Genomic DNA, 19616 nt, shown 5'->3' on the forward strand with positions numbered 1-19616 from the left:
ATGCGTCATGGCCATTGCCTCAGCATGGATTGACCGGAGGCAGGCCGGCGAGGTAGCGGCGCACCTCTTCGGCGGCCTGTTCAGCGGCATAGGTGACGGTGCGCACCGAAGCGCCGGCGATATGCGGTGTCAGCGTCACAGTGGGAAGCTGCAGCAAAGGCCAGTCCGATGGCACCGGTTCGACCGCGAACGTCTCCAGCATGGCGCTGGCGATCTGGCCCGAAACCAGCGCCTCGTAGAGCGCATCATAGTCGACCAAAGGCCCGCGCGCGGTGTTGACGAAGATCACGCCAGGCTTCATCCGCGCGATGGTGTCCTTGCCGATCAGGCCGCGCGTCTCCTCGGTCACCCGCGAATGCAGCGTGACCACATCGGAGCGGGAGAGGAGATCGTCAAGCGCGACGAGTTCGACGCCGGCATTGCGGTCTTCGGCACTCAACTGCACATAGGGGTCGCTGACCAGGACGTGGCAGCCGAAGGCCCGCAGCAGGCGCACCACCTTGGTGCCGATATTGCCATAGCCGACGACGCCGACGGTCATTTCGTTGAGTTCGCGACCGGTGCGGTCGGCGCGGTAGAGATCGCCGCGCCATTCGCCCTTGCGCAAGGCCTCGTGGCCGACCCGGATCAGCCGCGTCTCGGCCAGGATGGCGCCGATGGTGAACTCGGCCACCGCGGTCGCGTTGCGGCCAGGCACATTGACCACGGTGATGCCGTGCGCCTTGGCCGCCGCCATGTCGATGTTGATCGGGCCACCGCGCGAAACCGCGACCAGCTTGAGACCCGGCAGGCGGCGCATCATGCCGTCCGACAGGGGCGCCAACTGGGTGACAAGGATCTCGGCATCGCCGATGAAATCGACGACCTCGTCGGGGTGGCCAAAATACTCCTTGATCTTGTCGAGGCCCAGCGCCGGATTGCCGAACTCCATCGGCTCGTCGGGCCAGGCCGTCTGCAATGTCCTGATATCGAGGTTGCCGCTCGCGACTTTCTCGATTTTGGCGCGAAACACCTCCGGAAGCATGAAGTTGTCGCCAATGATCGCTATTGTCTTACGCATACTCGATTTCTCAACTTGCCTGCACTGAAGCCATCGCGCGCCAGACCGGCCGCAATGCCTGGTGCGCCAACATGTAGGATGGGGTCATCTTGTCGTAGATCGCGGCGAGGTTCCGGTCGCTCGGCTCGGCCTCGCCAAGCAGAGGTGTCACCCATTCGCCAACGCACGCATCCATGGACGGGTAGAGTCCGACACGGACAGCGGCGATCATCGCCGCGCCTGCCGCGCCGGCCTCTTCGCGCGCGCTGGTGCGAATGTCTGCGCCCACCGCCGCACCCAGGATCTTGCGCAGTGCCGGGCTTCTGGCCGCTCCGCCTGTCAGGCGGACTTCGCGCGGCAGCGGCCCCATGGCCGCGTAGCAATCCCGTGCAGCAAAGGCCAGGCCCTCGAAGACCGCGCGGACGAGGTCGGCATAGCCGTGCCGCGAGGAAATGCCGACGAAGCCCGCCCGCGCATTGGCATCGACGAACGGCCCCCGCTCCCCCGCCTCCGACACATAAGGTTGATAGAGCAGCGAGGCGGGCTGCGAGGCCGCTATCCAGGCATCGACCAGCGCGATCATCTCGCCATTGCTGCGCGAAATGCCTTGGGAGGCGAGGATGCCGGAGGCAAGGCCAAGCACCCAGTCGATGTTGAGCGTCGCCGCCATGTTCGACTGCATCTGCGCGAACACGCCGGGCGCCGGCATCGCCATGGTGTAGCCCGTCGCCGCGTCGTTCAGCTGTACATCGTCGGGGGTCTCGGCCAGCCGCATATGCATGCCGGTGGAACCGATGATCGAGCAGCCGGGCTTTCGCTCGCGGTCGAGCAGGCCGGCACCGAGCGCGGTGCAGACGACGTCGACATAGCCGAGCACCACCGGCGTACCGGCCAGCATGCCGGTGGCGGCGGCCGCCGCCTGCGACAGCCCGGTGCCGTGCCTGGTGCCGTCGACGATCGGCGGCAGCAGATGCCTGAGATCGGCGACGCCGAGCACGTCGAGCACATCGTCGCAGTAGTCGCGGGTGTGGAAATCGCCGAAGGTGAAGGTTCCCTCGGAGGGATCGGTGGCGCGTTCGCCGGTCAGCTTGAAATAGAGCCAGTCCTTGCAGTGGAAGGCGGTTGCCGCCTTGCCGAGCATTTCAGGCATGGTGCGCTTCATGAAGACGAACTGCGAACCTTGCTGGCAGGCGGCAAGCCCGCTGCCGGTCTTTTCGAAGCGAAGCCGGTCCTCGGGCAGCGCGCGGATCTCCTCGACGACTGCCGCGGCGCGCGCGTCGAGCCAGAGCCAACCCTTGGCCACCGGCTCGCCCTTGGCATCGATCAGCCAGGTGCCATCGCCTTGTCCGGTCACCGCGATCGCCACCGTCCGGCTGGCGAGATCGGGCACCTTGTCGGCGAGCTGGCGCAATGTCGTGGCGGCATCGCTCCATGTGCGCGCCAAATCCTGTTCGGCGCCGCCGCCCGGGAGCGTTTCATAGTGGTTGGGCAGTGCTGCGGCTGCAATCTGCCGGCCGGCCGTGTCGAAGGCGATGGATTTGATGACGGAGGTACCGGCATCGATGCCGATCAGTATGTCGCCCATCACGCAAGCTCCATGCCGTGCGAAATCGCCTTGCCGCTGGCCTGATCGAAGACATGCAGGTTTTTCGGATCGATGCTGACATTGATCGGCGCACCAAGGTCCAGGTGGGTGCGATCATGCTCGACCAGCACCAGTGAGCCGCCGGCGAAGTCGGCGGCTATGTGCGTTTGGTCGCCGAGCCATTGGTTGGCCGAAACCCTGGCGGGAACTCCTTCCTTCGAGCGCCGGACCGCATAGGGCCTGATGCCGATGACAACCCGCTCGCGGCTGAGCAGTTGATCGCGAACCGGCGCGCTGAAGGCGTCCTTGTCGTAGTCGAGCGAAAGGCCGTCGGGCAGCTTGAGATTGATGCGGCCGACGGTCGCGCCGACATAGGCCTCGAAGACGTTCATCGGCGGCTCGCCGACGAAGGTGCCGGTGAACAGGTTCGCCGGGCGCTCCTTGATCCGGTCCGGCGTGTCGAACTGCTGCAGCACGCCGCCCTCCATCACCGCAATGCGGTCGGCCAGCGCGTTGGCCTCGGTCTGGTCGTGGGTGACCAGGATCGCGGTCAGGCCGCGCTCCTTGATGAAGTGCTTGATGCGGCCGCGCAGCACGGCGCGCAGCTGCGGTTCGAGCTGCCCCATCGGCTCGTCCAGAAGATGCAGGTCGGCCTCGCGGATCAGCGCCCGGCCGAGGCTGGCGCGTTGCTGCTGGCCGCCGGAGATCGAGCTCGGATAGCGCTCCAATATGTCCTCGATCTCGAGCAATTTGGCGATGCTGGCGACCTTGGCGTCGACCTCGCTCTTCGGCAGCCTTGCCGCCTTGAGCGCGAAGGCCATGTTTTCGCGCACGGTCAGCGGCGGGTAGAGCGAATAGCCTTCGAAGGCCATCGCCACATTGCGCTTGACCGGCGGCAAGGTGTGAACCTGACGGCCGCCAACAGAGATTGCGCCGCGCGAGACCTCTTCGAACCCGGCGATCATGCGCAGCGTCGACGTCTTGCCGCAGCCGGACGAGCCGAGCAGCGCCACGATCTCGCCCTTGGCGATTTCCATGGTCAGGTTCTTGACCGCATGTACACCCCGGTCGATCGGGCCATAGAACTTGTCGACACCTGATATGGCGAGTGCGCTCTGGCTCATGCCGCTTCTCCATTGCGCAAAGTGACGACGTTCTTCGAGCCGATGCGCTCGCCGCTGGCGTGATCGAACAGCAAGGCGCTCTTGCCGTCGACGGCGATATGGGCCTTGCCTTCGCTGCGGCCCGGCGTTCCGGCCGGGCGCGAAACCAGGATCTCGCGGCCGCGCACGGTGCGCACCAGCGTGACGATCTTTTCGTTGAGCGGCGTCTCGGCCTCGACCGTCACGGGGATGGCGCCGGGGATGCCTTCCTCGACGAAGCTCAACGCTTCCGGCCGCAGGCCGATCACGCAATCGCGGCCGACCGCCGTCTCATAGGCGCCGGCCAGGTGCACCTGGACATTGGACAGGCCGACATAAATCCCCCTGGTATCCCGCGCGGGCTTGACGTCGAGCAGGTTGATGGTCGGGTCGCCGAACAGCCGCGCGATCTCGATATTGGCCGGCTCGCGATAGATCTGCTCGGGTGTGCCGAGCTGCCTGATGACGCCTTGCGACATGACGGCGATGCGGTCGCCGAGCGCCATGGCTTCCTTGTAGTCCTGGGTCACGTAGACGACGGTGGCGCCGCGGTCGGCAAGCAGGCGCGGCAGTTCGAGCCGCATCTCGAAGCGCAGCTTGGCGTCGACATTGCGCAAGGGATCGTCAAGCAGCAGAAGCGGCGGCGAGCCGACCAGCGCGCGGGCAAGTGCCGTGCGCTGCTTCTGGCCGTTGGAGAGCGCGCGCGGCTTGTGGGAGAGCACATGGGCGATCTTCAACAGCTTGGCGAGGCTTTCGACGCCGGCCTTGATCGCGCTTGGCGATGACCGCTTGGCCGCCAAGGGCGTCGCGATATTGTCGAATGCGCTCATATGCGGAAACAGCGCGAAATTCTGGAACGCCATGCCGACGCCACGGAATTCCGCATCGACATCGGTCATGTCATCGCCGCCGATGAAGACCTTGCCTTCATCGGGATCGATGACGCCGGCAACCAGCCGCAGCAGCACCGTCTTGCCGGCCCCGGACGGACCGAACAGCACGAGGGTCTCGCCGTCGGCAACCGTCAGCGACAGATTGTCGAGGACAGTCTGGCTCTTGTAGCGCTTGACGACATTCCTGAGTTCAAGGCTGGCCATGTCTATCCTTTCACCGCACCGAGCGAGAGGCCTTCGACCAGGTAGCGCTGCGCATAGAGGGCGAGCGCCAGTGTCGGCGTGATCGAGAGCACGATGGCCGCCGAGATCTGGCCATATTGGATGCCCGAGGAGGTGATGAAGGCGAGCGCGCCGACCGTCACCGGCTGCTTGTCCGCGGAGGCGAGCACCAGCGCGAAGACGAAATTGTTCCAGGCAAAGATGAAGGCGAGCAGGCCGGCGGCGGCGATGCCGGGACCGGCGAGCGGAAGCGCAATCTTGCGGAAGGTGGCGAACCAGGAATGGCCACCGATGCGGTAGGCATATTCGATGTCGGCCGGGATATCCTCGAAATAACCGCGCACGATCCAAAGGATCAGCGGCAGGCAGATCAGCTGGTAGACCCAGATCAGCCCGATATAGGTGTTGGCGAGCCCGAGCTTCTGGAAATAGAGGGTGAGCGGCAGAAGCACCAGAAGCGCCGGCGCGAATTTGAACGACAGCAGCGTGAAGGCGATGTCCTCCGAGCCGCGGAACTTGTGCCGAGCGAAGGCGTAAGCCGCCGGCACGCCGAGCAGCAGCGAGACCGCAACCGAAGTCACTGACAGGAACACCGAATTCCAGAGATTGCGCATGAAGGCGATGTCGAGCGTGCCGGCGGCGGTGATCAGCTTGCCGGTGATCAGCGCCGTGTAATTGGCGAGCGTCGGCTCGAACACGAGCTGCGGGGGTATCCGCAAGATGGTCTCGTTGGTCTGGAACGACATCATGAAGATCCAGACGATCGGAAACATGAAGAAGATCACGACCAGCGTCAGCGCTATCCCACGCAGAATGCGTTCGAGAAGCGAGGTGTGTTCCAAGACCGCCTCCTATGCCTGGCCGCGGGCGCGTTCGCGCAGCCGCAGCCAGTTCTTGATGAAGATGTTGGAGAGCAAGTAGGTGATCGCCCACAGGATGATCATCAGCGCCGCCGAGCGGCCGACATTGGTCGACTGGAAGAAGTTGAGATAGGCCTCGACCTGGAAGACGGTCAGCGTGTCGCCCGGGCCGCCTTGCGTCATGGCATAGATGATGTCGAACTGCTGGATGGAATCGAGCAGGCGAAACAACGTCGCCGTCAGTATGTAGGGCGTCAGCATCGGCAGCGTGATGCGGAAGAAGACGAAGCTTCTCGGCACGCCGTCCAGCGCCGCCGCTTCGAAGGGCTGCGTCGGCAGGCTGCGCAAGCCGGCGAGCAGCAGGATCATGATGAAGGGCGTGTAAACCCAGATGTCGACGAGTACGACGGTGAACAGCGCCGTCGACGGCGACGAGGCCCACCGGAAATCCTGCAGCCCGATGAGGCTGGCGAGATAGCTCAGCACGCCGAAGCCGGGATTGGTCATCAGCTTCCACATCAATGCCGCGAGCGCGGGCGCCGTCATCAGCGGCATCAGGAGCATGATCGAGATGAAGTTGTTCAGTGTCGACCGCTTCTGCAGCAGCAAGGCGATGGCGAGGCCGAGAAGCAGTTCCAGCACGACGGTGGTGCCGGCGTAGAGCAGCGAGACCTTGAGCGTGTTCCAGAATTTTGGGTCGGTGAAGAAGGAGATGTAGTTGTCGCCCCAGTTGAACTGCCGCGCCCAGGGTTGGCTCAGCCGATAGCGCTGGAACGAATACACGACCGAGGTCAGGAACGGGATCAGGATGCCGATACAGACAAGCAAGGCCGGCAGGCTGAGCACATAGGGCAGCACCCGCTTGCTGATCCTGAAGCCGGATGGCCCGGCCCTTTGCGTTGTTACGGCGGTCATCCGCTGCTCCGTGATCCCTGTTGCTTCGCCCTGCCGGCCGCCCGAGGGAGCCGGACGGCCGGTGGGCGAGTTGGCGGCAACCTCGCGGTGCCGCATCGCAGTCCTGAAATGGTAGGGCAGGACTGGCCTGCCGGAGCAGGCCAGTCTCCGGGTCCGGCCTAGCCGAGACCGGCTTCCTTGAGCTGGCCGTTGATGCTTTCGGCAAGCTTGTCGAGGCCCTCGTCGACCGGCACTTCCTTGGCCACCATCTTCTGCAGCGTCGCCGCCCATTCGGTGGTGAGGTCGAAGAACAGCGGCTGCGCCGTGAACTTGATCGAGGCACCGGCGGCCGAGGCGTCGAACATCTCGACGTAACCCGGATAGCTCTTGTTCAGCTTCTCGCGGAACATTTCGTCCTTCCAGACCGACTGGCGAACCGGATCGACGAAATCCATCTTGGTGGCGCCGAACAGCCCGTGCTCGGGACCCGAGGCCCATTGCAGGAAGTACCAGGTCGCGTCCTTGTCCTTCGAGAAGTTGGACATCGCCAGCGACCAGATCCAGATGTTGGGCGTGGAGGCCTTGGCCTCAGGATTGGCGGTGAAGGCGGCATAGGCAAGCTTGCCGGCCATCTTGTTGTCGCCGCCATTCATGAAGTAGCCGAGGCAGTCGGCGTCGAAGATCATCGCCGAGGCGCCGGCGCCAAGGTCGGTGCCGACCTGATACCAGGTGTAGGTCGACCAGTCCTTGGGGCCGCTCTCCTGGATCATCTGCACCCATTTGGCATGGAAGGCCTTGGAGCCGGCCGTGTTCATCGCGGCCGCGAGCTTGCCATCGGCGGAAACAGTCAGGTCCTTCTCGTTGAAGTTCGAGTAAGCCGACAGGAAGCCCGGATGGATCGTCGCCCAGGAGCGCGAGCCACGAACGCCTATGCCGTAGACCCCGCCGCCAATATCCTTCTGCAGCTTGGCAGCGGTGGTGATCATCTCATCCATATTGCCGGGAACGCCGACGCCGGCCTTGTCGAACATGCCCTTGTTGTAGGTGATGTTGTTCTGTTCGAAAGCCCACGGAATGCACCACTGCTTGGCGTCTTCGGAACCCAGCGCACCGCCCGGCTTGCCGTTCCAGGCGCAGGACGACTTCACGCCCGGCAGGATATCGTCCCAGGCATAGTTCGGGTTGGTCTTGGCCGGGTCCTTGATCCATTCGTTGAGGTCGGTGATCCAGCCTGCAGGACCATAGGTCCAGGTCATGTAGGCCCCGGTCATGAAGGCATCGTATTCGGGCGAGCTTGCCGAAAGTGCTGCCGTGACCTTGTCGAAATAGACGTCTTCGGGAAACACGTCATAGACGACGTTCATGCCGGTCAGTTTCTTGAAGTTCTCGAGGTCGGCGATCATCGCATCGGCATAGGGATGCTTGTTGAGCAGGAGCTTGATGGTCTTGCCCTTGTGCGCCTGCCAATCGAAATCGGCGGCAAGTGCGCGGGTCTGCCCCAGATTGAGCAGCGTGCCGGCGGTGCTGGCGGCAAGGCCCATCGCACCCAGGCCCTTGATCAGTCCGCGACGGTCGACCTGTCCACGCAGGAAGGCGTCTATGAGGTCTTTCTCTTTCTCATGCATTTCGTCTTCTCCTCCACAGGGTAGTTTCAACCAAACTGATGCCGGCTACCCGACCGGCGTCTCCTCCACGAGCGATCGCGCCGTCCGCTCGTCTGTTATCAGGCCCTTGAGATAGCGGCCTTCGAGCACCGACTTGATGGCGCGAACCTTGATCTTGCCGCCGGCGACGGCGACGATCCGGCGGCTGGCTATGTCCTCGCGCGTCAGCGCCAGCGCCCGGTTGGAAACGGTGGTCGCCACCGCCTTGCCGGCTTCATCGAAGAAATGACCGAGCAATTCGCCGACGCCGCCATTGCGGCGGATCTCCTCCATCTCGCCCTTTTCGATCATGCCGGTGGCAACCAGCGATGCCTCGCGCTCGGCGGTGCCGATGCCGGCGAACAAGAGGTCGGCGGACCGCGCGAGATCGAAAACCTCGCTGATGCCCTTCTGTCCGAGCAGAACGGTCCGGTCCTCGGCGGTGTTGGCGAACATCGGCACCGGCATCACATAGGCTTCGGCGCCGGTGCGTTCGGCCAGGCGGTGAATGACGTCGTGCGGGTTGGCCGAGAATTTCCGCGTCAGGCCGCCAAGCAACGAGACGAAGCGGATCTTGTCGGTGGAGGTGCGCGGCAGATACTCCACGCAGGCGGCCAGCGTGCGGCCATGGCCGACACCGATCAGCGCCTCCTCGCCGCGCTCGATCTCGCGCTTGAGGAACTGCGCGCCGGCAATGCCGAGCGCCTTGAGCGGCAGATCCTCGGAATCGAAGTCCGGAACCACCTCGCAATAATCGAGCCCGTAGCGGCGGGACAGTTCGTCCTCGAGCTCGACGCATTCGGAGACTTCGCCGTCGATATAGACCTTCACCAGCCCTTCCTGGTTGGCCTTGGTGATGAGCCGGTGAGCCTTAAGGCTGGTCAGCCCCAGCCGCTTGGCGACCTCGGACTGGGTAAGGCCGCCGGCATAGTGAAGCCACGCGGCGCGCGTCGCCATGCTGGTTTCGTCGTCGCGCAGGAGGCCGTTACCGAACCCTACCATTTCCGCCCTTTGATATTTTTATCAACTGCTGCAAAATTTTTCACAAGGCTCGATCAGAGTCAAGCGCCAGCCTTCCCCCGTCGTGTACGGAGGTTCAAAACGGCTCTTGGCCGTCCGAGGATACGGGGAGCGCCCGAGCGCGCCGCGCCTGCGTTACTTCGCAGGCCGCCTGCCTAGTGGCCGGTCAATTCGAAGGAAAAAAGGTCTACTGCAAGATCCTTGCGGCGGACGGCATGGAATGGTCATGCGCGACGCCGACACCGGCATCGGCATCGGCGATCGCCCTGTCGAGACCGGTTGCCACCACCGAAACCCTGAAGCGGCCTTCCATGCTCTTGTCGAAGATGGCGCCGACGATGATGTCGGCGTCCTCATAGACCTCTTCGCGGATGCGGGTGGCGGCCTCGTCGACCTCGAACAGGGTCATGTCGCGGCCGCCCGATATCGACACCAGCACGCCCTTGGCGCCCTTCATCGACACTTCGTCGAGCAGCGGGTTGGCGATTGCGGCTTCGGCCGCCTTCATCGCCCGGCTTTCGCCTGACGCCTCGCCGGTTCCCATCATGGCGCGGCCCATGCCGCGCATGACCGATTTGACGTCGGCGAAGTCGAGATTGATCAGGCCTTCCTTGACGATCAGGTCGGTGATGCAGCTGACGCCGGAATAAAGCACCCGGTCGGCAATCACGAAGGCGTCGGCGAAGGTGGTCTTGGCATCGGCGATCCGGAACAGGTTCTGGTTGGGGATGACGATCACCGTGTCGGCGGCTTCGCGCAGCCGCTCGATGCCCTCCTCGGCCATCTGCATGCGGCGCCTGCCCTCGAAGGTGAAGGGCTTGGTGACGACGCCGACCGTCAGGATGCCGGCCTTGCGCGCCGCCTGCGCGATGACCGGGGCTGCGCCGGTGCCGGTGCCGCCACCCATGCCGGCGGTGACGAAGCACATATGCGTGCCGGCCAGATGATCCATGATCTCGTCGAGCGATTCCTCGGCCGCGGCGCGGCCGATCTCGGGCAGCGAGCCGGCGCCAAGGCCTTCGGTGACATGCGCGCCAAGCTGGATCAGCCGCGTCGCCTTCGACATGGTCAGCGCCTGGGCATCGGTGTTGGCGGCTATGAATTCGGTTCCCTGAAGCTGTTCCGCGATCATGTTGTTGATGGCGTTGCCACCGCCGCCGCCGACGCCGATAACGGTGATCTTGGGTCTCATCTCGGAGATTTCCGGCTTCTTGAACTCGGCCATGCCTGCTTCTCCTTCGCCAATTGCGCGCTTCACGACCCACCCGCGGATTGCCTGCAAGACATTGCAATCGAGCGGCATGACGCGAATCAGTCCGTTCGGATGGGTACCCCAAAAAGCCAGAGAGCGGCCGGACGTGCAAGTGCGGGCAAGCTCAAGATTTGTGATGAAAGGGCCGACCTCGTGCGACCGGCTGTCCGATCCGGGGCGATCGACCCGTGATCCGGCCTTCTTCAGGACGCCTTGCGCTCCGGAACCTGGCTGGTCGCCCGCTCCAGGATCGGCATCATCAGCGCGAACAGCTCCGCCTGCGATGACAGGCTGCATTTGTTGTAGAGCTGCTTGCGGAAAACCTTCACCGTCTGCGGGCTGACGCCGAGGTTCAAACCGATCGATGGCGAGGAGTGCCCCTGCAAAATGAGGAGCGCCACTTCGGCCTGGCGCTTGCTCAACAGCACATTGTGATGCGTGCGCATCGCCGCGATCAGGCTGTCGGTGATCGACATCGGGCGCGGAGCGACCGCGGGCGGGGCTTCGGACGCAACCCAATGCGCACGCAGCAGCGACATGATCGCCGGCTCATGCGCGCGCAGGCAGTCCTCGGCCTTGGCCGCGAAAGCCTGGCCGGAAGAACCGTCCTTGCCCATCGAAATGGTGATGGTGGCATTCTCGCCGATCGGCAGCACGACCGATATTTCGTCGGTGATGCCGATCCGGCCGTAATACCACTTGAAATAGCGGCTGCGGCGAAACTGGTCAGGCGCCACGTCGAGAAGACGATAGAGCCCAGGCGCGCCACGCCTCAGGTGAAAATGATAGATCGGATCAAGCAGATAGGCGGCCGGCAGATATTGTTCGGCGAGATAGCGAAACACATCGGGACCATAGATCTTCTTGTAGAGCACGTTGGGCACAGCGGTACCCGAGAAAACGATGACGATGACATTGTCGTAGCTCAGGCAGCGCCGCAGATACTCGGTAACAGCCGGATAGAACTCGCGCTTGCCGATCGCATCGATGGCCAGCGCCAGGCCTTCAAAGATGGACTTTGTCACCAATCATACCCCAATGGGGGTATATACCCCCAAGAAACGATGCTCGTAGTGTAAATCAAAAAAAACAGGGGTACGAGAGAATTGTCCAGCATGCCATTCAAGAGAGCCCACAGGCCGGGGTCGCGGCGCGGATCTTTGCCGCGATGAAACGCCCCGTCGATCATGGCGCCATGGCCGTTTCGGGCTATACGGTTCCCTGGCATATAGCGGCCGGAGCGCCCGTGGCGCTTCATGTCTCCTCGTCCCGGCCGGTGCGCGACGTGCGGATCGTGCGGCTCGATACGCCCACGGCCGAGTTCATGGACTGGCGTGTCGAACCGACAGGAAATGCCGCGTCGCATCGCGACTTCGACCATGGGTCCTTCCCTAGGATCGCGGCAACGGAACTGGCCAAGGCCACCGAGATCAGCGGCGTCGCCTTCGAAGTGTATTTGACCCGAAATGACGGCGCCCGCGTGCTCTTCGAATGCGGAAATCTGCGCCTTGGGTTGCAGGACGGGCGCCTGACATCAACCTATGACGGCAAGCCGCAGGAAGTCGGCGAGGCCTTGCCGGCAAACACCTGGCTGACGGTCGAGATTTCGTCCGATGGCAACGCGACGATCCTGAAGATCGGCTCGGACGACCTCTTGTCGCCCTATCGCCTGCATCGTCAATTCGATCGGCCCTGGTCTCCCACCGGCGACATGGTCTTCGGCGCCGGTGCGGCGAACGATGTCAAAACGCTGAATGCCAAGTTCTCGGCGATCGCGCTGCAGACCGCGACCGGACACATTGCCTGGACGTTCCCCACCTTGCTGCCGAGCGGCCCGATCGCCTCGGCCGGCGGAGACAGCGTCCTCTTGCTGGAAACCGTCAACCAGCCGGCATTCTGCATGACCTCGCGGCGCTGGGATGGATCAAGTTTCGACCCCCGGCTGGTGCCGTCGCATTACGACGCGGTGCATTGCCATGACGACGACATGGGCTCGTTGCAGTGGCCGGCCTCGTACCATCTGCATGTTCCCGACGAGGCTCCCGCGGGCGTCTATGCCTTCGAGGTCGGCCATGACGAAGGCGCGGAGCGCATCGTCTTCTTCATCACCTCGTCCGTGCGCCGTGCGCCGCTGCTGTTCCTGGTGCCGACGGCCACCTATCTCGCCTATGCGGATGAATTCCTGCCGGCGCATCTCTACGAATGGATGTGCGAGGATCGTGGCCATCGCTTCGCGATCGATAACAATCTGAAGTCGCTCTACGACTATCACAGCGACCTCAGCGGCGTGTCGATCGCTTCCTACAAAAAGCCGAAGGCGACGCTACGCGACGACTACAATTACCCGCTATGCGGCTGCCCGCACAATCTGCCGGTCGACCTGCATTTTCTGCGCTTCTGCCACAATAACGGCATCGCCTTCGATCTCATCACCGATCGCGACCTGCATGAGCGGGGCGTTGGGGGTTTGCAGGATTATCAAGCGGTCATCACCGGCAGCCATCCCGAATACATGTCGGTCGAGATGGAACATGCGCTGCGCCAGTTCGCCGCGACAGGCGGCGCCATCGCCTATCTCGGCGGCAATGGTTTTGCCGGCAAGGTGGCATTCCAGGACGATCTGATGGAGCTGCGCCGTTCGCCGCTCGAGGCGGGCCGGACCTGGGACGGCCCGATCGCCGAACAGTCGCTGTCGATCACCAACCAGCCGGGCGGCCATCTTCGCGCCAGCGGACGTGGCGAATTCTCCCTGACTGGTGTCGCCATCTCGCTGATGGGTTTCGATGGTGCACGGCCTTTCACGCGCACGCCGGAAAGCTATGAGGTTTCCGCGGCATGGCTGTTCGAGGGCGTCACCAACGAGACCTTCGGCGACGAGGGCATCGTGCTTGGCGGCGCGGCGGGCTACGAGGTCGATGCCACCGATCCGCATCTCGGCACCTCTCCCGATACGACAGTCATTGCGCGCGCAACCGGCTTTCCGGACAGCTTCGTCCATGACGCGACACGCTGGTACGAGGGCGGCGCCGAGGAACGCGCATCGCGGCGCTGCGCGGAGATGACGCTGCGCCATCTGCCTTCGGGCGGTCTGATCTTTTGCGCGAGTTCGGTCGCCTGGTGCGGCGCGTTGCCGACAGGCGATGCCATGAACGACGTTGGCAGGATCACGAAGAATTTGCTGACGCATCTGGCGGCGGCAAAGAGCCGGACGAACCCTGACCGACAGCAACAGAGCGGGGGCCAACCCGCCGCCCGATCGGGTTCGACGGCATAGCGACTGTTCAACATCACACTTTGGGAACAAGGACCAGGATCATGGGATTGAGAAAACATTTCATCGGGGCGGTCGCCCTGTTGGCATTCGCCACGGCAATGCCGTTCGCGACACAAACGGCAATGGCACAGGACCTGCCGGTCGAACCGGGCGTGTTCAAGCTCGCGATATCGCCCTGGCTCGGCTACGGCATGTGGTACATCGCCCAGGAAAAGGGCTTCTTCAAAGCCAACGGGCTGGAAGGCGTCGAGCTGACCAATTTCGTCGAAGACAAGGACATGGGCGCGGCGGTTGCCGCCGGTCAGGTCGACGGCGACAATGAGTCCATCCAGCAGCTGCTGGCCAAGGTGCAGGCAGGCATTCCGATCAAGGGCGTGCTGCTTCTCGATGCCAGCACCAAGGCCGATGCCATCCTGGTCAACAGCGACATCAAGACCGTGGCCGATCTCAAGGGCAAGCAGGTTGCCTTCGAGCGCGGCTCGACCAGCGACCTGCTGCTGAACTACGTGCTGCAGAAGAACGGCATGACCATCGACGACGTCAACGTCCTGCCTATGCCGGCCGCCAGCGCCGGCACGGCGATCATTTCCGGCACCGTGCCGGCGGCCGTGACCTATGAGCCGTATATTTCGGCCGCTATCGGCGCCGACAAGAACATCAAGGTGCTGGCCGAGGCCGGCGAGGCGCCGGGCTTGATCAGCGACGTGCTTTCCGTGCCGGAGGAGACGCTGAAGAAGAAGCCGGGCCAGGTGCAGGCCATGCTGAAGAGCTGGGACCAGGCACTCGAATATTACCGCGCCCACACCGAGGAAGGCCGCGCGATCATCGCCAAGGGCGTCGGCGCCGAACCGGCGGACCTCGCGACGGCCTTCGACGGCGTGTCGTATTATTCGGTCAGCGAAAGCCAGAAGGCACTGAACGGCGTGTTCAAGTCCGACACCTATCCCGGCATCGTCAAGGCGGCGATCGCCGCCAAGCTGATCGACAAGGATATCGCCTACGACGCAGCCATCGACCCTACCGTGGCGCATTCGAAGTAAGCGTTGCCAGACCGGCGGGCGAGCCAATGCGGCTCGCCCGCCAATGGCGGGAAGAAATCAAGACATGACCAGCACCGCCGTTCAAGTGGCCTTGACGTTCGATTTCGATGGCTATTCGACATGGATCGGCAGCCATCGGGCGACGTCGCCGAGCATGCTCTCGCGCGGCGAGTTCGATCCGATCGGCGCGCGCCGCATCCTCAACGTGCTGGAGCAGGCCGGCATCCCGGCAACCTTCTTCGTGCCTGGCCATTCGGCGCTGGCCTTCCCGCCGGTGGTGCGCGCCTTTCGCGATGGCGGCCACGAGATCGGCCATCATGGCTGGGTCCATGAGAACCCCGTGCTGCTGACGCGCGAGGAAGAGCGCACCGTCCTGCTGAGAGGCCTGGAAGCACTGGACAAGGTCGCCGGCGTCCGGCCCTCCGGCTACCGGTCGCCGGCCTGGGACAATAGCCCGTCCACCGTCGAACTGCTGCTCGAATTCGGCTTCGAATACGAGAGCTCGATGATGGGCAACGACCACGAACCGTACTGGTGCCGGATCGGTGACGCGTGGTCGACCACGGAAGAATTCCGCTTCGGCCTGCCGGTCGAGCTCGTCGAAATGCCTGTCGCCTGGCATCTCGACGATTTCCCACAATTCGAATTCCTGGCGACCGACAAGGGCTATCTGCCAGGCGGTCGCGCACCGTCGACGGCGCTTGAGATCTGGAAAGCCGAGTTCGACTTCCTCTACCAGCGGATCGGCAGCGGCGTGATGGTGGTGACCATGCACCCGCAGATCATGGGACGCGGCCACAGGCTGCTGATGCTGGAAGAATTCATCCGCCATGTCGCCTCGCATGAGCGCGCCGGCTTCACGACTTGCCAGGACTACGTGCGGCACTGGCGCAAGGGGCGTTCGCCTTCCCTGCCCGTGGATGCCGGCGACAACAGGTTGGCCAGATGAAGACGGCAATCGTGACAGGGGCCGCCGGCGGGATCGGCGCGGCGATCGCGACGCTGTTCGCCTCGTCAGGCGCGACCGTGATCGCGCTCGACCGGTCGTTCACCGGCGTGAGCGAACAGGCCACCGGCGCCGGCCAGATCCTGTCAGCCTCCTTCGATGTCGCTGATGAAGCCGATTGGACTGCCATTTCCGATATGGTTTCCGAGCGGTTCGGTCATCTCAATGCGCTGGTCAACAATGCCGCCATCTTCAATCCGGTGCCCTTCCTGGAAGAAAGCGTTGCCGGTTTCCAGGCCGTTACCGACGTCAACCAGCTTGGTACGTTCCTCGGCATGCGCGCCGCCGCGGCGCTGATGCCGGCGCAGGGCGGTTCGATCGTCAATGTCTGCTCGACGGGTGGGTTGAGGGGGTTCAGCGGCGCCTTCGCCTATTCGACCTCGAAATGGGCGATCCGCGGCATGACCAAGGTCGCGGCGCGCGAACTTGCCGGCCGCAACATCCGCGTCAACGCGGTGCATCCGGGCCTTGTCGACACGACGATGCTTGGCGAGAACACGGCCGAAAACCTGACCAAGATGGCTGCCTCGGTGCCGCTCAACCGGTTGGCGAGGCCAGAGGAAATCGCGCATCTCGTCGCGTTCCTGGCGTCGCCCGGTAGCGAGTACATCACCGGCTCCGAATTCACGATCGATGGCGGGCAGACGATCTAGATCAGCCTGGGAAGGACTGGCAATGGAAAGGCGATTTCAGGGAAAGACCGCCGTGGTGACCGGCGCCGGCAACGGCATCGGCCTGGCCACGGCCAGGCGGCTGCAGGCCGAAGGCGCGGATGTGCTTTCGGTCGACTGGAACGCGGACTATCTGGCGGATTGCGCGGAACCGAAACTGACGATCGATCTCGCCGAGGACGATGCCCCGGCGCGCATCATAGCTGCCGCCAAGGCGCGGTTCGGAACCGTCGACATGCTGATCAACAATGCCGGTGTCGCCGGGCCGAAGGCGCTTGCCGACAGCAGCGACGCATTGATCGACCATGTCATGGGCATCAACGTGCGCGCGGCGATGCGGCTGACACGCGACATGCTCCCGCATCTGGCGAGGCCGGGCGGCTGCATCGTCAATGTCTGCTCGGTGTTCGGCGAGATCGGATTTCCCAACACCGCTCCCTATGCCGCGTCCAAGGGCGCACTATCGCAACTGACGCGCCAGCTGTCCGCCGACCTGTCGGCCGACGGGATCCGCGTCAACGCCGTGGCGCCCGGCGTCATCAACACGCCGATCGTCGCCGAGCGGATCGCTTCGGACGCCTGGTACCGGCGCGCCATGATAGAAACCACGCCGATCCGGCGCGTCGGCACGGCCGAGGATGTCGCCGGCGGCATCCTGTTCCTGTGCGGCCCTGACGCCCAGTTCATCACCGGCCATATCCTGAACATCGACGGCGGCTGGCTGGCCGCGCGCGTCGCCCCGTGAGGGGCGTTTCGACAGCACGAAGGAAATAGAATGTCACCTGTAGCAATCCACGACCTGGCCAACATGTCCTCAGAGGCGCGCACACGCCTGCTCGAGCGGACCGAGGCCGATCTCACCGACACGATCAGCAAGGTCGAGCCGATCATCGCCGCCGTGCGGACCAGGGGTGACGATGCCCTGATCGAGCTTGCCGCCAAGTTTGACGGCGTGACGCTGGACCGCACGACGCTGAAAGTGTCCGCGAGCCAGATCGTCGGCGCCGAGAAGGAACTCGATCCCGAGATCGTCGCGGCGATCCGGCTCTCGGTGGCGCAGGTGAGGCGCTTCCATGAGGCGCAAATGCCCGACAATCTCTGGCTGAGCGAGGAAACCGAAGGCGCGCTAATCGGCGACCGCTGGACGTCGATCGATTCCGTCGCCTGCTACGTGCCGCGCGGCAAGGGCTTCTTCCCGTCGAGCGCGATCATGACCGCCGTGCCTGCCAAGGTAGCCGGCGTGCCTAGGGTGGTCATCGTGACGCCGCCCGGGCCGGACGGTTCGGCCGACGCCGCCACGCGCTTCATCGCCTCCTTGATCGGCATCGAGGACATCTATCTCTGCGGCGGCGCCCAGGCGGTGGCGGCGGTTGCCTATGGCACCGAGACCGTGCCGAAATGCGCCAAGATCGTCGGCCCCGGCAGTCCATGGGTCAGCGCGGCACGCCAGCTTCTGTCGAACCGGATCGATCCGGGCAGCCCGGCCGGTCCGAGCGAGTTGCTGGTCTATGCCGACAGCTCGGTTCCAGCGGCACTTGCCGCATTGGAGCTGACGGTTGAATCGGAGCATGGCCCTGACTCATCCGCCTTTGTCGTGACGACCGATCGCGCCCTGGCGGAAGCCATCGCCGCCGCGGTGCCGCAGTTCTGGGAGGCAATGGGAGAGTACCGCGCCGATTTTTCCCGCACCGTGCTGAACGGCAGGAATGGCGGCATCGTGCTGGCGCCTTCGATCGAAGCGGCTTTCGACTTCATCAACGACTACGCGGCCGAGCATCTGGCCGTGCTGTCGACATCGGCCTTCGACCTGCTGCCGAGGATCCGGAACGCCGGTGAGATCCTGCTCGGTCCGCATTCGGCAATTCCGATCGCAAACTTCGTGCTTGGACCGAGCCACGTCCTGCCCACGGGCGGGCGCGCCAACACCGCCTCGCCGCTCGCCGTCTTCGATTTCATGAAGCGCTCATCGATCGCCTATTTGTCCCAGGCGGCCTATCAAAGGCTGGCTCCGGCGGCGCGCACCTTCGCCCAATATGAGGGCTTCATGGCGCATGCGAATTCGGTCTCGGAGATCCGCGACCGCATCCTGTCGAACAGCAGCCCCGCCACCGGCGAGTTAGAGCAGTTCACCGTTTCCGTGAAACGGTGAACTGCTCTAACTCTTTGTTTTGACGCAACTCCGGACGGAAAACCGTTTCACACTTTTCCTGGAATTGCTCTAGCGAGATCACGATGACCCTACAGACCGACACAGCCGTCCCGAAGCAGACCATGCAACGCCCCCAGCGCAAACCGTTGCTGAGCATGGCGGCGGAGATTTCCGGCTCGACCTATCTCTTCATTGCCGTCTGCGCCTTCCTGCTCTTCATCGCCGCCTGGTTCCTGGCGACCGGGCTTGGCGTGGCGAAACCGATCTTCCTGCCCTCGCCCGCCGCCGTCGTTGCCAAGCTTGGAAAGCTGGCCGCCGATGGAACGCTGGCCAGCGATGTCGGCAACAGCGTCTACCGCATCATGATCGGCTTCCTCATTGCCTCGGTGATGGCGCTGGCGACGGCCATCCTGATCGGCGCCTACCGCTTCTGGGAGGCGGCGATCGAACCGTTCCTCGACTTTGTCCGCTACATGCCGGTCGTGGCGTTCGTGCCGCTGACCATCCTGTGGAGCGGCACCGGCGACATCCAGAAGTTCCTGATCATCTGGATCGGCACCTATTTCCAGCAAGCACTGATGTTCAAGGACAACATCAAGCGCGTTCCCACAGACTTCATCGGCTTCGGGCGGACACTGGGAATGAGCGATTTGCGTGTGCTGATGCGCATTGTCGTGCCCTCGGCGATGCCGCAGATCTGGGACACGCTGCGCATTTCGCTGGGCTGGGCATGGACCTGGGTGACGCTGGCCGAACTGGTCGCCGCCAATTCGGGGCTCGGCTACCGGATCACAGTTGCCCAGCGCTACCTGCAGACCGACATGGCGATCGGATACATACTGGTGCTCGGCATACTGGGCCTGGCGACGGACCAGATCATGCGTTTCCTCGGTCGGCATTTCTTCAAATATGAGAGGAAGTCCTGA

17 protein-coding genes are annotated in these 19616 nt (G+C 63.8%); 7 read left to right on the forward strand and 10 right to left on the reverse strand.

All coding sequences use genetic code 11. The features are described 5' to 3' along the window. Positions 1–19: 19 nt before the first annotated feature. From AC07UC_RS28095 to AC07UC_RS28140, 10 genes are all read right to left on the reverse strand, one after another. Entirely contained in the window at positions 20–1060 is a 1041-nt protein-coding gene (locus tag AC07UC_RS28095) for a 2-hydroxyacid dehydrogenase (RefSeq protein ID WP_494908102.1), read from the reverse strand. Positions 1061–1070: 10 nt separating this feature from the next. Beyond that, positions 1071–2624 carry an FGGY-family carbohydrate kinase gene (locus tag AC07UC_RS28100; RefSeq protein ID WP_202323448.1) on the reverse strand — a complete coding sequence of 518 codons (1554 nt, stop codon included), beginning with the start codon at positions 2622–2624 and terminating at the stop codon, positions 1071–1073. Beyond that, the gene (locus tag AC07UC_RS28105; RefSeq protein ID WP_494908103.1) at positions 2624–3748 is read right to left on the reverse strand and encodes an ABC transporter ATP-binding protein; all 1125 of its coding nucleotides are present in this window, start codon (positions 3746–3748) and stop codon (positions 2624–2626) included. The genes AC07UC_RS28100 and AC07UC_RS28105 overlap by 1 nt, the downstream gene beginning before the upstream one ends. After that, a complete protein-coding gene (locus AC07UC_RS28110) occupies positions 3745–4863 on the reverse strand; it encodes an ABC transporter ATP-binding protein (protein WP_494908104.1) in 1119 nt (372 codons plus the stop codon). Before AC07UC_RS28110 ends, AC07UC_RS28105 begins: the two co-directional genes overlap by 4 nt. Before the next feature lie 2 nt (positions 4864–4865). Next, positions 4866–5723: a carbohydrate ABC transporter permease gene (locus AC07UC_RS28115; RefSeq protein ID WP_494908105.1), complete on the reverse strand. Its 858-nt coding sequence runs from the start codon at positions 5721–5723 to the stop codon at positions 4866–4868. Between the two features lie 9 nt (positions 5724–5732). Further along, positions 5733–6656, reverse strand: a complete 924-nt coding sequence (locus AC07UC_RS28120; RefSeq protein ID WP_140769198.1) for a carbohydrate ABC transporter permease — start codon at positions 6654–6656, stop codon at positions 5733–5735. 158 nt (positions 6657–6814) lie between these two features. Then, positions 6815–8260, reverse strand: coding sequence for an ABC transporter substrate-binding protein (locus tag AC07UC_RS28125; protein ID WP_494908106.1), 1446 nt, complete (start codon positions 8258–8260; stop codon positions 6815–6817). Between the two features lie 45 nt (positions 8261–8305). Next, positions 8306–9280, reverse strand: coding sequence for a sugar-binding transcriptional regulator (locus tag AC07UC_RS28130; protein ID WP_115143718.1), 975 nt, complete (start codon positions 9278–9280; stop codon positions 8306–8308). Between the two features lie 205 nt (positions 9281–9485). Beyond that, positions 9486–10523 (reverse strand): cell division protein FtsZ, encoded by a 1038-nt coding sequence (ftsZ, locus tag AC07UC_RS28135; protein ID WP_494908107.1) that lies wholly within the window; start codon positions 10521–10523, stop codon positions 9486–9488. Between the two features lie 230 nt (positions 10524–10753). Next, complete coding sequence (locus tag AC07UC_RS28140) at positions 10754–11575, reverse strand: LuxR C-terminal-related transcriptional regulator (protein WP_244735191.1); 822 nt, start codon at positions 11573–11575, stop codon at positions 10754–10756. 143 nt (positions 11576–11718) lie between these two features. On the opposite strand from AC07UC_RS28140, the gene AC07UC_RS28145 reads away from it, so the two are divergent. The 7 genes from AC07UC_RS28145 to AC07UC_RS28175 all read left to right on the forward strand — a co-directional run bounded on the left by AC07UC_RS28145 (position 11719) and on the right by AC07UC_RS28175 (position 19616). Then, entirely contained in the window at positions 11719–13824 is a 2106-nt protein-coding gene (locus AC07UC_RS28145; protein WP_494908108.1) for a N,N-dimethylformamidase beta subunit family domain-containing protein, read from the forward strand. A 41-nt stretch (positions 13825–13865) separates the two neighbouring features. Continuing rightward, entirely contained in the window at positions 13866–14864 is a 999-nt protein-coding gene (locus AC07UC_RS28150) for an ABC transporter substrate-binding protein (protein WP_494908109.1), read from the forward strand. Positions 14865–14928: 64 nt separating this feature from the next. Continuing rightward, a complete protein-coding gene (locus tag AC07UC_RS28155) occupies positions 14929–15813 on the forward strand; it encodes a polysaccharide deacetylase family protein (protein ID WP_494908110.1) in 885 nt (294 codons plus the stop codon). Then, entirely contained in the window at positions 15810–16523 is a 714-nt protein-coding gene (locus AC07UC_RS28160; RefSeq protein WP_494908111.1) for an SDR family NAD(P)-dependent oxidoreductase, read from the forward strand. Before AC07UC_RS28155 ends, AC07UC_RS28160 begins: the two co-directional genes overlap by 4 nt. Before the next feature lie 22 nt (positions 16524–16545). After that, a complete protein-coding gene (locus AC07UC_RS28165) occupies positions 16546–17286 on the forward strand; it encodes an SDR family NAD(P)-dependent oxidoreductase (protein ID WP_494908112.1) in 741 nt (246 codons plus the stop codon). Positions 17287–17316: 30 nt separating this feature from the next. Further along, on the forward strand, positions 17317–18690 hold the full coding sequence (gene hisD / locus AC07UC_RS28170) for a histidinol dehydrogenase (RefSeq protein ID WP_494908113.1): 1374 nt from the start codon (positions 17317–17319) through the stop codon (positions 18688–18690). Between the two features lie 122 nt (positions 18691–18812). Beyond that, on the forward strand, positions 18813–19616 hold the full coding sequence (locus tag AC07UC_RS28175) for an ABC transporter permease (protein ID WP_140769217.1): 804 nt from the start codon (positions 18813–18815) through the stop codon (positions 19614–19616).

The organism is Mesorhizobium sp. GW821-FHT04C10 (assembly GCF_059420305.1).

Bases quoted from the DNA above. Each gene is read 5' to 3' on its own strand.
- AC07UC_RS28095 (WP_494908102.1), bottom strand. From the start codon at position 1,060: ATGCGTAAGACAATAGCGATCATTGGCGACAACTTCATGCTTCCGGAG.
- AC07UC_RS28100 (WP_202323448.1), bottom strand. From the start codon at position 2,624: ATGGGCGACATACTGATCGGCATCGATGCCGGTACCTCCGTCATCAAA.
- AC07UC_RS28105 (WP_494908103.1), bottom strand. From the start codon at position 3,748: ATGAGCCAGAGCGCACTCGCCATATCAGGTGTCGACAAGTTCTATGGC.
- AC07UC_RS28110 (WP_494908104.1), bottom strand. From the start codon at position 4,863: ATGGCCAGCCTTGAACTCAGGAATGTCGTCAAGCGCTACAAGAGCCAG.
- AC07UC_RS28120 (WP_140769198.1), bottom strand. From the start codon at position 6,656: ATGACCGCCGTAACAACGCAAAGGGCCGGGCCATCCGGCTTCAGGATC.
- AC07UC_RS28125 (WP_494908106.1), bottom strand. From the start codon at position 8,260: ATGCATGAGAAAGAGAAAGACCTCATAGACGCCTTCCTGCGTGGACAG.
- AC07UC_RS28130 (WP_115143718.1), bottom strand. From the start codon at position 9,280: ATGGTAGGGTTCGGTAACGGCCTCCTGCGCGACGACGAAACCAGCATG.
- ftsZ (WP_494908107.1), bottom strand. From the start codon at position 10,523: ATGGCCGAGTTCAAGAAGCCGGAAATCTCCGAGATGAGACCCAAGATC.
- AC07UC_RS28145 (WP_494908108.1), top strand. From the start codon at position 11,719: ATGAAACGCCCCGTCGATCATGGCGCCATGGCCGTTTCGGGCTATACG.
- AC07UC_RS28150 (WP_494908109.1), top strand. From the start codon at position 13,866: ATGGGATTGAGAAAACATTTCATCGGGGCGGTCGCCCTGTTGGCATTC.
- AC07UC_RS28155 (WP_494908110.1), top strand. From the start codon at position 14,929: ATGACCAGCACCGCCGTTCAAGTGGCCTTGACGTTCGATTTCGATGGC.
- AC07UC_RS28160 (WP_494908111.1), top strand. From the start codon at position 15,810: ATGAAGACGGCAATCGTGACAGGGGCCGCCGGCGGGATCGGCGCGGCG.
- AC07UC_RS28165 (WP_494908112.1), top strand. From the start codon at position 16,546: ATGGAAAGGCGATTTCAGGGAAAGACCGCCGTGGTGACCGGCGCCGGC.
- hisD (WP_494908113.1), top strand. From the start codon at position 17,317: ATGTCACCTGTAGCAATCCACGACCTGGCCAACATGTCCTCAGAGGCG.
- AC07UC_RS28175 (WP_140769217.1), top strand. From the start codon at position 18,813: ATGCAACGCCCCCAGCGCAAACCGTTGCTGAGCATGGCGGCGGAGATT.